Annotated in this window: 13 protein-coding genes; 3 read left to right on the forward strand and 10 right to left on the reverse strand. The window is 58.5% G+C overall.

Going from position 1 to position 13,414, the window contains the following annotated elements; genetic code table 11:
- Positions 1-172: 172 nt before the first annotated feature.
- From PMYSY11_RS21150 to glcD, 10 genes are all read right to left on the reverse strand, one after another.
- Positions 173-445 (reverse strand): HU family DNA-binding protein, encoded by a 273-nt coding sequence (locus PMYSY11_RS21150; protein ID WP_069899923.1) that lies wholly within the window; start codon positions 443-445, stop codon positions 173-175.
- A 188-nt stretch (positions 446-633) separates the two neighbouring features.
- Positions 634-1,782, reverse strand: coding sequence for an NAD(P)/FAD-dependent oxidoreductase (locus tag PMYSY11_RS21155; protein ID WP_069899924.1), 1,149 nt, complete (start codon positions 1,780-1,782; stop codon positions 634-636).
- Between the two features lie 78 nt (positions 1,783-1,860).
- Positions 1,861-2,028, reverse strand: coding sequence for a rubredoxin (locus PMYSY11_RS21160; protein ID WP_069899925.1), 168 nt, complete (start codon positions 2,026-2,028; stop codon positions 1,861-1,863).
- 117 nt (positions 2,029-2,145) lie between these two features.
- Positions 2,146-2,313, reverse strand: coding sequence for a rubredoxin (locus PMYSY11_RS21165; RefSeq protein ID WP_069899926.1), 168 nt, complete (start codon positions 2,311-2,313; stop codon positions 2,146-2,148).
- Between the two features lie 143 nt (positions 2,314-2,456).
- A complete protein-coding gene (locus PMYSY11_RS21170; RefSeq protein WP_069899927.1) occupies positions 2,457-4,157 on the reverse strand; it encodes an L-lactate permease in 1,701 nt (566 codons plus the stop codon).
- A gap of 172 nt (positions 4,158-4,329) precedes the next feature.
- Positions 4,330-6,504, reverse strand: a complete 2,175-nt coding sequence (locus PMYSY11_RS21175) for a malate synthase G (protein ID WP_150547910.1) — start codon at positions 6,502-6,504, stop codon at positions 4,330-4,332.
- Between the two features lie 45 nt (positions 6,505-6,549).
- Positions 6,550-6,951, reverse strand: a complete 402-nt coding sequence (locus PMYSY11_RS21180; protein ID WP_069899929.1) for a heme-binding protein — start codon at positions 6,949-6,951, stop codon at positions 6,550-6,552.
- 9 nt (positions 6,952-6,960) lie between these two features.
- Entirely contained in the window at positions 6,961-8,178 is a 1,218-nt protein-coding gene (gene glcF, locus PMYSY11_RS21185; protein WP_069899930.1) for a glycolate oxidase subunit GlcF, read from the reverse strand.
- Positions 8,179-8,180: 2 nt separating this feature from the next.
- Positions 8,181-9,236, reverse strand: a complete 1,056-nt coding sequence (glcE, locus tag PMYSY11_RS21190) for a glycolate oxidase subunit GlcE (RefSeq protein WP_090512323.1) — start codon at positions 9,234-9,236, stop codon at positions 8,181-8,183.
- A complete protein-coding gene (gene glcD, locus PMYSY11_RS21195; RefSeq protein ID WP_069899932.1) occupies positions 9,236-10,735 on the reverse strand; it encodes a glycolate oxidase subunit GlcD in 1,500 nt (499 codons plus the stop codon). The genes glcE and glcD overlap by 1 nt, the downstream gene beginning before the upstream one ends.
- Before the next feature lie 254 nt (positions 10,736-10,989).
- On the opposite strand from glcD, the gene glcC reads away from it, so the two are divergent.
- From glcC to ubiA, 3 genes are all read left to right on the forward strand, one after another.
- Positions 10,990-11,763: a transcriptional regulator GlcC gene (glcC, locus tag PMYSY11_RS21200; protein ID WP_069899933.1), complete on the forward strand. Its 774-nt coding sequence runs from the start codon at positions 10,990-10,992 to the stop codon at positions 11,761-11,763.
- A 51-nt stretch (positions 11,764-11,814) separates the two neighbouring features.
- Positions 11,815-12,369: a chorismate--pyruvate lyase family protein gene (locus PMYSY11_RS21205; protein WP_150547911.1), complete on the forward strand. Its 555-nt coding sequence runs from the start codon at positions 11,815-11,817 to the stop codon at positions 12,367-12,369.
- Positions 12,370-12,485: 116 nt separating this feature from the next.
- The gene (gene ubiA, locus PMYSY11_RS21210) at positions 12,486-13,376 is read left to right on the forward strand and encodes a 4-hydroxybenzoate octaprenyltransferase (RefSeq protein WP_150547912.1); all 891 of its coding nucleotides are present in this window, start codon (positions 12,486-12,488) and stop codon (positions 13,374-13,376) included.
- The last annotated feature ends 38 nt before the right edge of the window (positions 13,377-13,414 follow it).

Consider the following 13,414-nt stretch of genomic DNA (forward strand, 5'->3'; position numbering starts at 1 on the left):
GACAGGCTAAATGGGCGTCAAGAATGAAACGCTACTGCTTCAATGCGATCACTTTTTCTTTTGAATACTTAATGAAACACTGTTTCGATACTTTCACTTACCCCAGATAGCACAAAGCCCCGAATCACGGGGCTTTGCAGAACTTATCCACAGAAAATGAAACACTCTGTGTTTAATTTACCGCATCTTTGAGGGACTTGCCCGGTTTGAAAGCGACGGTGTTGCTGGCCTTGATGGTCACAGGCTGACCGGTTTGCGGATTCTTGCCGGTACGCGCACCGCGATGACGCTGCACAAATGTACCGAAACCGACCAGCGTGACGCTGTCTTTACGGTTCAGTGCACCGGTGATTTCTTCCAACACAGCGTTCAATACGCGGTTTGCCTGGTCTTTAGTCAGATCAGCTTTTTCTGCAATCGCTGCAGCAAGTTCTGGTTTACGCATAAATGCCCCTATGACGGTTTGTTGTTGTTTTGTCCGGGCTGTTCCAGTTGAACAGCGCCCAAGGCGATGCAGCGGCTCTACGCTGCTGCAATCACGTTGGAGGATGGCATGCGTTCAAGGGATATGCCAGCATCGTCCTACAGGAAAATAAGATGATTTTGTGGCGTACCCGACAGAAAGGAAGCTAATTACGCCAAAAGGGCCGGAAGTAGCTTATTCAGTGCCAATTTTTCCTGAACGGCAGTCCCAGTTAGTGCGTAACCGAGCAGTTCTCCCGAGGCATTTCGGCACAGGGCTTTGATGTCGCCAGCGCTGCCTTCAACCGTCCATTCACCCTGCAAACCGTGCGGCACTGGCGACACAACCAGAGGGCAAATTGGGGTTTTGACCGTAACCGGCATGGCGCCGTACTTCACTGCAGTCGGGTTACCGGCCAATGTTTGCGCCAGCGCCCGTGCGCAACTCATGAGCGGCATGACGTAGAGCAAATTGAGACCGTCGACTTCGGCGCAATCGCCCAACGCGAAAATGTTGCTGTGCGAGGTGCGCAGTTCACGGTCAACCACCACGCCACGATTAACCTCCAGACCTGCCGCCATCGCCAGCGCCGTGCGCGGGCGCAAGCCAATTGCTGAAAGCACCAGATCACATTCGATCACCGTGCCATCCGACAACACCGCTTCAAGCGCCTCGCCTTTATGGTTGAGACGCGTGAGCACCGGCCCCAGATGGAAACGCGCGCCAAGCCCTTCAAGCCCTGCCTGCACGGCCGCTGCGGCGGCCGGATGCAACAGCGCGGGCATCACTTGCTCGCAAGGCGCCACGAGTTCGACTTGATAGCCGCCGAGCATCAGGTCGTTGGCGAACTCACAGCCGATCAGGCCGACGCCGAGCAACAGCACGCGTTTTTTGCCTTCGGCCGCCGCACGAAAGCGTGCGTAGTCTTCAAGGTCATTGATTGGGAATACCTGCTCACTGGCATCGCCCTCAACCGGCACCCGAATCACTTCAGCGCCCCACGCCAAGACAAGATCGCGGTACGCCACCGCTTCTTCACCGATCCACAATTGTTTGTGGCCAGGGTCAATTCCGGTGATCTGGGTGTGGGTGCGCACCTCGGCATTCAACTGCTCGGCCATCGCGCCGGGTTCGGCCATGCTCAGGCTGTCGGCATCCTTGTTTTTGCCGAAACCGGTGGAAAGCATTGGCTTGGAATAGGAGCGGCCGTCGTCTGCCGTAATCAGCAACAAAGGGGTTTCGCTGTCGAGCTTGCGGAACTCACGCGCCAGGTTATAGCCAGCCAGGCCGGTGCCGATAATTACGACCGGTGCAGTCATTATTTACGCCTCTTGATTAGATTTATAACGGCTGCAACCAGCCAAAAAACAGTTAAGCAATAGTCGGTTGGCCCGGTTTCAGCTGATTTCGATCATCTCGAAATCGGCCTTGCCAACCCCGCAATCCGGGCACACCCAGTCTGCTGGTATGTCTTCCCACGCGGTACCGGGCTCAATGCCTTCATCAACCAGCCCTTCGGCTTCGTCGTAGATGAAACCGCAGACCACACATTGCCACTTACGCATGTGAACCTCCGCCAGAGTTGCCGGTAATCATTGCTCTATTGTCTATCGCAGTGGCCACGCTTGGCCAGAACCACCAATAAAAACGGCGGCCAAGGGCCGCCGTTGGGGAAATCTGAATTAACCGATTTCGATCATTTCGAAATCCATCTTGCCAACACCGCAATCCGGGCAAAGCCAGTCTTCCGGTACATCCTGCCATGCTGTGCCGGCGGCGATGCCTTCATCAGGCCAGCCCTGACTTTCATCGTATACCAGCCCACAGACTACACATTGCCACTTTTTCATTTCAACCTCAGGTAATCGCAGGGTAATTGCGCGAGCAAACTAACGTAATTAGCCGAACCCGCCAAGCACCGCCACGACGAACGTGTATTAATCCACCAGGTGCCTGACGCCCACAAAGACCGCCAGGCACCTGACTCAAGCGCTTACTTAGCCGCCATCAACGGATCAACGATGGACATGCCATACATCGCAATCATCGTCAGGCTGCCAGCAGCCAAGAGGTAGTACAGCGTTGGCAGCATGGTTTTGCGCAGGGTAATCCCTTCACGACCAAGCAAACCGACCGTTGCCGAAGCTGCGACCACGTTGTGGATCGCGATCATGTTACCGGCTGCGGCACCTACCGACTGCGCGGCCACCATCATCGCACCCGACACGCCCAGCAGGCCTGCTGCGTTGAACTGGAACTGCGAGAGCATCAGGTTGGAAACGGTGTTCGAACCGGCGATAAACGCGCCGAGACCGCCAACTGCAGGTGCGAACAGTGGGTAAATACCGCCCACGCTGTCAGCCACCAACTGCGCCATCGCCACCGGCATGGACACCAGATCAGAACCGTTGACACCGGAGTTGATCAGGATACGCACCATCGGAATGGTGAAGATCAGCACGAAACCAGCGCCCAGCAGGGTGCGGCTCGATTCACTGATGGCAGCGGTCAGTTCGGAGAAGCGCATGCGGTGCAGGAAGAAGGTCACCAACACCACCATGCACAGAATCCCGCCTGGCAGATACAATGGCTGGATGGCACCCGACACGCCGGCTTCGCCGAGAATGTCAGTCCAACCGAAGCTCACTGCGCTGAGCGCGTTCTTCAAGTCCGGGAACACCCGCGATGCAACCAGGAACACCGCCAACAGCAGGTACGGCGCCCATGCCATCGGCACGGAAATCGGCGTTTTACCGGCGATGTCATCGAGTTTCATCTCGATCTTGCCCATCCACTCGGCTGGCCAGTCTTTGGCGTCAGCGAAGTCCCATGTTTCCTTTGGCAGCAGGAAACCGGCCTTGGCCGCTGGAATAACGATTGCCAGACCTACCAGAGCACCGATCATCGACGGGAACTCAGGACCCAGGAATACCCCAGCAGCCATGTACGGCAGCGAGAAAGCCAGACCGGTAAAGATCGCGAACGGGGCCATTTGCAGGCCTTCCTTCCACGACTGATTCTTACCGAAGAAGCGGGTCATGATCGACAGCATGAACAGCGGCATCAGCAGACCGATCACGCCGTGCAGGATTACCACACGCGAGACGATCATCTGGAAGAAGATGTCCCAGCTGCTGCCCAGTGTTGCCAGCTGTTCGGTCAGGCCGGTTTTATCCAGACCACCCGCAACACCCACCAACATTGGCGTACCCACGGCACCGAAGGATACCGGAGTCGACTGCACCATCATCCCCAAAACCACTGCTGCCAGAGCCGGGAAACCCAGCGCGACGAGCAATGGCGCAGCCACCGCAGCCGGCGTACCGAAGCCGGATGCCCCTTCAATGAAGCAACCAAACAGCCAGGCGACGATCAGTGCCTGCACGCGACGGTCCGGGCTGATGCCCGAAAAACCACGGCGAATGGCGCTGATGCCACCCGAATGTTTGAGTGTGTTGAGCAGCAAGATCGCGCCAAAGATGATCCACAGGATCGACGCGGTCAGCACCAAGCCTTGCAGACTTGAAGCCACTACCCGTACCAGTGACATGTCCCAGGCGGTTAACCCGATGATTGCCGTAAGTAAAAAAACCACCGGCATTGCGTATTTGGCTGGCCAGCGAAAGCCGATCAGCAAAACACCCGCCAGCACCAACGGCACGAATGCCAGGATCGAGAGCAAGGTTTGACTCATTTTGTGGGTCCCTTATTTTTTTTGTGAACCGCTAATTTCCCGGGCGATAACCCGGCGCCACGCATCTAGGGCATTCCTTCTGCCCCGAAGCCCAACAGAGTTACTGTATGGGCTAATGCTCAAAAGCCCCGCCAACGTTAATTGGCGGGGCGAATCTTGTTGCTATGTCACTTTACTGCTGCTTGAAGCGCAAACGCCAAGCATGCAGCAAAGGTTCGGTATAACCACTGGGTTGTTCACAGCCCTTAAATACCAGATCACTTGCAGCCTGGAAGGCTGCGGATTGCTGTGGATTGGTTGCCATTGGACGATACACCGGATCTCCCGCGTTCTGCTGGTCAACCACCTCGGCCATGCGCAGCAGGCTTTGCTCAACCTGCGCTTCGCTGATCACGCCGTGGCGCAACCAGTTGGCAATATGCTGGCTGGAAATACGCAGCGTGGCCCGGTCTTCCATCAGGCCGACGTTGTGGATATCCGGCACCTTCGAGCAACCAACACCTTGTTCAACCCAACGTACAACGTAGCCGAGAATACCCTGACAGTTGTTGTCGAGTTCTTGCTGAATCTCGCTTGCGCTCCAGTTACGCTCAGCGCTTACCGGCACTGTCAGCAGATCATTGAGCAAGCTGTTGCGCTGAGCGTTGAGATCAATCATCTCCAGCTCACGCTGAACCGCCTGAACATCAACCTGGTGATAGTGCAATGCATGCAATACCGCAGCCGTTGGCGATGGCACCCAGGCGGTGTTGGCACCGGCTTTCGGGTGACCAATTTTCTGCTCGAGCATCGCAGCCATCAGATCCGGCATGGCCCACATGCCTTTACCGATCTGCGCCTTGCCGCGCAGGCCGCAGTTAAGACCGACCAGCACGTTATTGCGCTCGTAAGCCTGAATCCATGCGCTGCTCTTCATGTCGCCTTTGCGCAGCATCGGGCCCGCTTCCATCGCTGTGTGCATCTCGTCACCGGTGCGATCGAGGAAGCCGGTGTTGATGAATGCAACGCGCGCAGCGGCCTCAGCGATACACGCCTTGAGGTTGACCGAGGTGCGACGTTCTTCATCCATAATGCCCATTTTCACGGTGTTGGCTGGCAGGCCCAACAGCGCTTCAACGCGGCCGAACAGTTGGTTGGCGAACGCCACCTCTGCCGGGCCATGCATCTTCGGCTTAACGATGTAGACGCTGCCAGTGCGCGAGTTGCCTTTGCGCTGCAGGTCATACATGGCGATGAGCGTGGTCATCACGCCATCGAGAATACCTTCCGGGATTTCAAAACCTTCAGCGTCGATAATCGCCGGGTTGCTCATCAAGTGGCCGACGTTACGCACGAACAGCAATGAACGACCATGCAGGGTCAGCGCCGAGCCATCCACCGCGGTGTACTGACGATCAGGGTTAAGGCTACGGGTAATAACCTTGCCGCCCTTCTCCAGGTCTTCACGCAGATCGCCCTTCATCAGGCCGAGCCAGTTGCGGTAGATGACCACTTTGTCGTCGGCATCAACTGCTGCAACCGAATCTTCGCAATCGAGAATCGTCGACAGCGCCGCCTCGATCAGCAGGTCTTTGACGCCAGCCGGATCGGTTTTGCCGATCGGGCTTTGCGCATCGATCTGAATCTCGACATGCAGGCCGTTGTTCTTCAGCAGCAGCGCGGTAGGCGCAGCAACTTCACCCTGATAGCCGACAAACTTCTGTGGCTCACGCAGGCCGCTCTCGCTGCCATCACGCAAGCTCACCAGCAGTTGGCCATCGGCAATCTGGTAGCGCACGGCATCAACGTGCGAGCCCTTGGCCAGCGGCGCTGCCTGATCGAGAAAACCGCGGGCAAAGGCAATAACCTTGGCGCCACGCACTTCGTTGTAGCCCGGCCCTTTGCTTGCGCCGTCAGCCTCGGAGATAGCGTCAGTGCCGTACAACGCGTCATACAGTGAACCCCAACGGGCGTTGGCGGCGTTGAGCGCGTAGCGCGCATTCATCACCGGCACGACCAACTGCGGGCCTGCCTGAGTGGCGATTTCCGAGTCTACATTGGCGGTGCTGGCCTGCACGCTTGCAGGTTGCGGCAACAGATAACCGATCGACTCAAGGAAGCTGCGGTAAGCCGGCATGTCCTTGACTGGGCCCGGATTGGCGCGGTGCCACTGGTCTAGTTCAATTTGCAGGCGATCACGCTCGGCCAACAGCTGGCGATTCTTCGGTGCAAGGTCATGCACCAGCGCCGCAAAACCGCTCCAGAATGCTTCGCGCTCCAGACCGCTGCCCGGCAGCACTTCTTCATCAACAAAACGCTGCAGGTTGCTGGCCACTTGCAGGCCATGGCAATTAACTCGATCGGTCATTTCAAAATCTCCTTTCAATGGGTTGCAAGGGGTGCGAGCAGCTGCTTATGCCACGCTCGAAGCACCCGCCTTGGCAATCTGCGAGTCCTGATCGGCGCGAACGCCGGACACGCCCACGGCACCAACGATCTGGCCGTTTACGACAACCGGTACACCGCCTTCCAGCGAGGTCAGCAATGGCGCTGAAATGAACGCATTGCGACCGCCATTGACCATGTCTTCATAAATTTTCGATTCGCGGCGGCCCAGCGCAGAGGTGCGGGCTTTTTCCTGAGCGATGTACGCACCGATTGGCGCGCAACCGTCGAGACGCTCCAACGCCAGCGGATGGCCACCGTCATCGACTACTGCAATGGCCACAGCCCAGTTGTTGGCTTCGGCCTCGGCACGTGCGGCGGCGATGATCTGGCTGGCTTCCTGTAGACCCAGTACGGCTTTGGTTTGCATGTAAATCTCCTAGTTCAGGGCTTCTTCGACCAGCTCGATCCAGTGGCGCACAGGCGTACGCCCGGCTCCGTCGAGGTGGGTCTGGCAACCGATATTGGCGGTGACGATAACCTCGGGCTTACCGCTTTCGAGGGCATTCATCTTGTTGTCACGCAGCTGCTTGGAAAGCTCTGGCTGGGTGATTGAATAGGTACCGGCAGAGCCGCAGCAAAGATGGCTGTCTGGCACTTGGGTCAGGCTGAAACCGAGCTTGCTGAGCACCGCCTCGACCTCGCCGCCCAGCTTCAGGGCGTGCTGCAAGGTACATGGACAATGGAACGCCAGACGCTTGCCTGCCGTGCCGGTCAATGTCTCTAATGGCTCTTCACGCAGAACCTCGACCAGATCTTTGCTGAGGGCGCTGATACGCTCGGCTTTCTTCGCATACTCGCGGTCGTCCTTGAGCATGTGCGCGTAATCTTTGACGAATGCGCCGCAGCCACTGGCGGTCTGCACGATGGCTTCTGCGCCCGCCTCGACGGCTGGCCACCAGGCATCGATGTTGCGCCGCGCCCGCTGCAAACCAGCTTCCTGCGCGTTCAGGTGATAGTCCACCGCGCCGCAGCAACCGGCCTGAGCAATCGGCTTGACGCTGATGCCCAGACGATCGAGAACCCGCGCAGTCGCCGCATTGGTATTAGGCGACAAACCGGGCTGCACACAGCCTTCGAGCATCAATACCTGACGTGCATGACGCATCTCAGGGCGGGGCTTGGCCGGGCGTACTTCACGCGGCAGCTTGTTCTTCAGGGCTTCCGGCAGCACCGGCTTGAACACCTGACCGAGCTGGGTCATGGCTTTGAACACGCCGGGGTTCGGCGTCATCATGCGCAGGCCTTCACGCAGCATGCGCTCACCCAACGGGCGCGGTACTGCGGCATCGACCACGGCGCGACCGATATCGAGCAGGTTGTGATACTGCACGCCCGACGGGCAGGTCGTTTCACAGTTGCGGCAGGTCAGGCAGCGGTCGAGATGTTGCTGAGTCTTGGCGGTAACTTCGTTGCCTTCGAGCACCTGCTTGATCAGATAGATACGCCCACGCGGGCCGTCTAGTTCGTCGCCAAGCAATTGATAGGTCGGGCACGTTGCGTTGCAAAAACCACAGTGCACGCAGGAGCGCAGAATGCTTTCTGCCTCGGCGGCGCGCGGCAGACGCTTGGCTTGTTCGCTTAGATTAGTCTGCATACTTAAACTTCCGAATACATACGCCCGGGGTTAAAAATCCCCTGCGGGTCGAGTTGCGCTTTGAGCTGCTGGTGATAACGCAGCAGTGGCGCTGCCAAAGGCTGGAACGGGCTGTCGCTGGCGCCCGCAGTGAAGCAAGTGGCGTGGCCGCCAACCTTGCTCACGGCCGCGCGAATCGCCTGCGCGTCGGCATCAGACTTGAGCCAGCGCTGCGCGCCACCCCAGTCGAGCAACTGCTCACCTTCAAGTTCCAATACCCCGGTGTTGTTCGGCACCGACAAACGCCACAGCGTCTTGGCGCCTGCAAAGAACGGCAAACGCTGCTCGTTCAGGTCACTCCAGAATGTGGCTGACAGCTCTTCACCGCCAATGCGCTCACGCGCCGCTGCAACCGAACCCTCACCGCCCTCAAGACGCAAATACAGTGCGCTGCCGTCATGGCAGGCGGCGCTGATCGGCACAGGCTGCTGGCCCCATTCAGCCAGTTTCAGCAACGCGGTTTGAGTGTCCATTTCCACCCGCAGGCTCAGGCATTGGCGGGGTTTTGGCAGCACTTTGAGCGACACTTCGGTGAGCACGCCAAGGCAACCGAAGCTACCGGACAGCAAACGCGACAGGTCGTAACCGGCGACGTTCTTCATTACTTCGCCGCCAAAGCGCAAATGCTTGCCGTGCCCGGTGATGACCCGTGTACCCAATACATAATCACGCACCGAGCCCGCCCATGGCCGACGCGGACCGGAAATACCGGCAGCCACCATGCCGCCGACCGTGCCGCCTTCGGCAAAGTGCGGCGGCTCGCATGGCAGCATTTGCCCTGCTGCGTCCAGCGCCGCCTCAAGCTCTGCCAACGGCGTACCGGCGCGAGCGGTAATCACCAGCTCGGTCGGGTCGTAGCTGACAATACCGCTGTGGCTGCGCATGTCGAGCACTTCACCACTTACCGGGCGGCCGAGAAATGCTTTGCTGTTGGTGCCTTGAATGCGCAATGTGCCCTGATTGTTAAGGGCATGATTAACCTGTTCCAGCAGCGCCTGGCTGGCATCGAATGCAGACATCAAAAACGCTCCAGTTCAGGGAATGGCAGCTGGCCGTGGTGCACGTGCATCGAGCCAAACTCGGCGCAACGGTGCAAAGTCGGAATGTTCTTGCCGGGATTAAGCAAGCCACTCGGGTCGAAGGCGGCTTTTACGGCGTGGAACAAGGTCAGCTCATCACTGTTGAACTGCGCGCACATCTGATTGATTTTTTCACGGCCTACACCGTGCTCGCCGGTGATGCTGCCACCGACCTTGACGCACAATTCGAGAATCTTGCCGCCTACAGCTTCAGCACGCTCAAGCTCGCCTGGCTGGTTGGCATCAAACAGAATCAGCGGGTGCATGTTGCCGTCACCGGCGTGGAATACGTTGGCGACACGCAGGCCGTGCTCAGCGGAAATTTCGGCAATGCCCTTGAGAACGCCGGGTAATTCGCGGCGCGGAATGGTGCCGTCCATGCAGTAGTAGTCCGGCGAAATACGCCCAACTGCCGGGAATGCATTCTTGCGACCGGCCCAGAACTTGACGCGCTCGGCCTCATCTTTGGCCAGACGCACTTCTGTCGCACCGGCCTTCTCAAGCACCAGACGCACACGCTCGCATTCGTCGTGAACATCGGCTTCGACGCCATCAAGTTCACACAGCAGAATCGCTTCTGCCTCGACCGGATAACCGGCGCGGATAAAGTCTTCTGCGGCGCGAATCGCCAGGTTGTCCATCATCTCCAGACCACCCGGAATGATGCCCGCGGCGATGATGTCGCCGACGGCGCGGCCGGCCTTTTCAACCGAATCGAAGCTGGCCAGCAAAACCTTGGCAACCTGCGGCTTAGGCAACAGCTTGACGGTAACTTCGGTAACAATGCCGAGCATGCCTTCGGAGCCGGTGAACAGCGCCAGCAGGTCAAAGCCCGGCGAATCCAGCGCATCGCTGCCGAGCGTCATGCGCTCGCCTTCAACGGTGAGAATTTCCACCTTGAGCAGGTTATGCACGGTCAGGCCGTACTTCAGGCAGTGCACGCCACCTGCGTTCTCGGCAACGTTGCCGCCAATCGAGCAGGCGATTTGCGAAGACGGGTCCGGCGCGTAATACATGTCGTAAGGGGCGGCCGCATTCGAGATCGCCAAATTGCGCACACCGGGCTGCACCCGGGCAAAACGACCTTGCGGGTTAACTTCGAGAATTTTGTTGAAGCGCGCCATGACCAGCAGAATGCCCTGCTCCAATGGCAATGCACCGCCGGACAAACCAGTGCCAGCGCCGCGTGCGACCACCGGAACCTGCCGCTTGTAGCAAAGCTTAAGCAAGGTTTCGACCTGCTCCAGGCGCTCGGGCAGCACCACCATCATCGGCGTGGTGCGATAGGCGGAAAGACCGTCACACTCGTAAGGTTTGAGGTCTTCCTGGGTGTGTAACACCTCAAGATCAGGCAGAGACTCACGTAGAGCACTGAGCAAAGCCGGTTTATCGACTTTGGGCAGCGCACCGTCGACTCGTTCGTCGTACAGAATGCTCATGGCAGGCTCGAATCAGGCAACGTTCATTTTTATTGCGCGCAGCAGACGTAGTGCAGCGTGCGGTATGCCAACATAAATAAGCCGATGAACCGCTGGCGTCTACTCAAACACTTACTGGTCATACCAGTTTAAAATCAGCCATACTGCACAACAGGTGCCTGTATAGCCCATAGTCAGCGGCCAGAGAGAATGCGGCAAGACGAAACAGACAGGCTTGTATAAACTGGTACGACCAGTTGTAGGAAATTCAATAAATGACCGAAAACACACCTGCTGCTCGCCGTCAGGTCAGCGATGTCGTCGCTGAACGAATCGAGCGCCTGATCGTCGACGGTGTACTCAAGGCCGGCCAGCCCCTGCCCTCGGAAAGACGCCTGTGCGAGAAGCTGGGCATCTCGCGCTCAGCGCTGCGTGAAGGCCTTAAAGTGCTGCGCGGGCGCGGCATTATCGAAACGGCGCAAGGCCGCAACTCACGAATCTCCGACCTCAGCGGGCCGCGCGACAGCACACCGCTGATGCACCTGTTCAGCTCGCAACCGCGCACATTGTTCGACCTGCTGGAAGTGCGCGCATTGCTGGAAGCCGAATCGGCACGCCTGGCAGCGCTGCGTGGCACCGATGCAGACTTTGTTTTGCTGACACGCTGTTATGAAGAAATGGTCGCCGCACACAGCCAACCAGTGCCACTGGAGCCCAGCGAACATGCGCGGCTCGACCATGCCTTTCACCTGGCGATTTGCGACGCTTCACACAACCCGGTGCTGCTGTACACCCTGCAATCGCTCACCGACCTGATGCTCAACACGGTGTTTGCCTCGGTCAACAACCTCTATCACCGGCCGCTGCAAAAGCGCCAGATCGACCGCCAGCACTCGCGGCTTTATCACGCGATTATCGAGCGCTTGCCCGAGCAGGCGCAGCGGGCTGCCCGCGAACATATCCACAGCATCCGCGACAACCTGAAAGACATCGAGCTCGAAGAACAGCGTCTGGTTCGGGCCACCATGCGCCTCGAAGGCTGGTCGTGATGCGGCTGCGTGATAAACTCGCAGCCCGCCAAATTGCCGTGAAATAATCCCGTGCCCCACGCCGTATTAGCTCACCCGCCCCGCTGGCTAACCGCCAAACAACTGCAACCGGCCCCCAGCGCCGGCGTGCACAACTGGCTGTTCATCAATCAGGACTCGCTGACCCAGCGCCTGATTGGCTTGTCGGCGAACAATTTCAGCGTAGTGCCTTTGGATGAAGGCTGGCAGCGCCTGCGGGCCGATGAATGCAGCGCGCTGAATGTGCCGGAAGGCAGCCAGGGCTGGGTGCGCGAGGTGTACTTGCGCGGCCATGAACAACCCTGGGTATTTGCCCGCAGCGTAGCCGCACGCAGCGCCCTGCAAGGCTCCGGCTTTGATCTGGGCAAGCTCGGCAGCCGCTCGCTGGGTGAGTTGCTGTTCAGCAACCCGGCGTTTGATCGCGGCGAACTTCAGGCATGCCATTATCCGGCCGCGCACTTGCCGCCAGAGGTTCGCGCCGAGCGGCTGTGGGCGCGGCGTTCGTGCTTTAGTCGCGGCGAACTGGCAGTGCTGGTGGCCGAGGTATTCCTACCGGACTTCTGGCTCGCCGCAAAAGTCGACTGTTAACCCGCACACACCTCGCGCCTGTGGATAACTCGACTGCGCCACAGCGCCGGCATGTGTTCTACGATTGTGCGGCGCGCATCCGTATAATCCGCGCAACTCCCACGGAGACGCATTAGATGTATACCCGCCTGCTGCAATCGCTCAACCACCTGCACCCACGCGCCTGGGACTTTATCCAGCTGACGCGCATGGAAAAGCCCATCGGCATTTACCTGCTGCTGTGGCCAACACTCTGGGCCTTGTGGATTGCAGGCGACGGCAACCCGAGCGTGAAGAACGTGCTGATCTTCGTGGTCGGGGTGGTTCTGATGCGCGCTGCCGGCTGTGTGATCAATGATTACGCCGACCGCAATTTCGATGGCCACGTAAAACGCACACAGGCTCGGCCCCTGGCCAGCGGCAAGATCAAAGGCCGTGAGGCGCTGGTGTTGTTTGCCGTGCTGGTGGCGTTGAGTTTCATATTGGTGTTGTTTACCAACGCCAATACCATTTGGCTGTCGTTTGGCGGGCTGGCGCTCGCGGCCTGCTACCCGTTCATGAAGCGCTATACGTTTTATCCACAGGTGGTGCTGGGCGCGGCTTTTTCGTGGGGCATGCCGATGGCATTTACCGCCGAAACCGGCAACGTGCCGCCCGCAGCGTGGCTGTTGTATATCGCCAACCTGCTGTGGACAGTGGGCTACGACACCTATTACGCGATGGCCGATCGCGAAGACGACCTGAAAATCGGGGTTAAATCGACCGCCATTCTGTTTGGCGATGCCGACCGCATCGTCATTCTGCTGCTGCAATCGCTGGCACTGCTTTGCCTGTTGATGGCGGGCGCACGTTTCGAGCTCGGCCTGTACTTCTATCTGGGCCTGATCGGCGCTGCGGCTTGCTTTATCTGGGAGTTCTGGAGCACCCGCAACCGCGAGCCGATGGTCTGTTTCAAAGCATTTTTGCACAACCATTGGGCCGGTTTAGCGATCTTTCTGGGTCTGGTTATCGACTACGCAATGCGCTGATTGCAGACAAAGCAACGTCACACTGTCATATCACTGCA

It is taken from the genome of Pseudomonas marincola, from assembly GCF_900682675.2.
Classification (GTDB): Bacteria; Pseudomonadota; Gammaproteobacteria; order Pseudomonadales; family Pseudomonadaceae; genus Aquipseudomonas; species Aquipseudomonas marincola.

Bases quoted from the DNA above. Each gene is read 5' to 3' on its own strand.
- PMYSY11_RS21150 (WP_069899923.1), bottom strand. From the start codon at position 445: ATGCGTAAACCAGAACTTGCTGCAGCGATTGCAGAAAAAGCTGATCTG.
- PMYSY11_RS21155 (WP_069899924.1), bottom strand. From the start codon at position 1,782: ATGACTGCACCGGTCGTAATTATCGGCACCGGCCTGGCTGGCTATAAC.
- PMYSY11_RS21160 (WP_069899925.1), bottom strand. From the start codon at position 2,028: ATGCGTAAGTGGCAATGTGTGGTCTGCGGTTTCATCTACGACGAAGCC.
- PMYSY11_RS21165 (WP_069899926.1), bottom strand. From the start codon at position 2,313: ATGAAAAAGTGGCAATGTGTAGTCTGTGGGCTGGTATACGATGAAAGT.
- PMYSY11_RS21170 (WP_069899927.1), bottom strand. From the start codon at position 4,157: ATGAGTCAAACCTTGCTCTCGATCCTGGCATTCGTGCCGTTGGTGCTG.
- PMYSY11_RS21175 (WP_150547910.1), bottom strand. From the start codon at position 6,504: ATGACCGATCGAGTTAATTGCCATGGCCTGCAAGTGGCCAGCAACCTG.
- PMYSY11_RS21180 (WP_069899929.1), bottom strand. From the start codon at position 6,951: ATGCAAACCAAAGCCGTACTGGGTCTACAGGAAGCCAGCCAGATCATC.
- glcF (WP_069899930.1), bottom strand. From the start codon at position 8,178: ATGCAGACTAATCTAAGCGAACAAGCCAAGCGTCTGCCGCGCGCCGCC.
- glcE (WP_090512323.1), bottom strand. From the start codon at position 9,236: ATGTCTGCATTCGATGCCAGCCAGGCGCTGCTGGAACAGGTTAATCAT.
- glcD (WP_069899932.1), bottom strand. From the start codon at position 10,735: ATGAGCATTCTGTACGACGAACGAGTCGACGGTGCGCTGCCCAAAGTC.
- glcC (WP_069899933.1), top strand. From the start codon at position 10,990: ATGACCGAAAACACACCTGCTGCTCGCCGTCAGGTCAGCGATGTCGTC.
- ubiA (WP_150547912.1), top strand. From the start codon at position 12,486: ATGTATACCCGCCTGCTGCAATCGCTCAACCACCTGCACCCACGCGCC.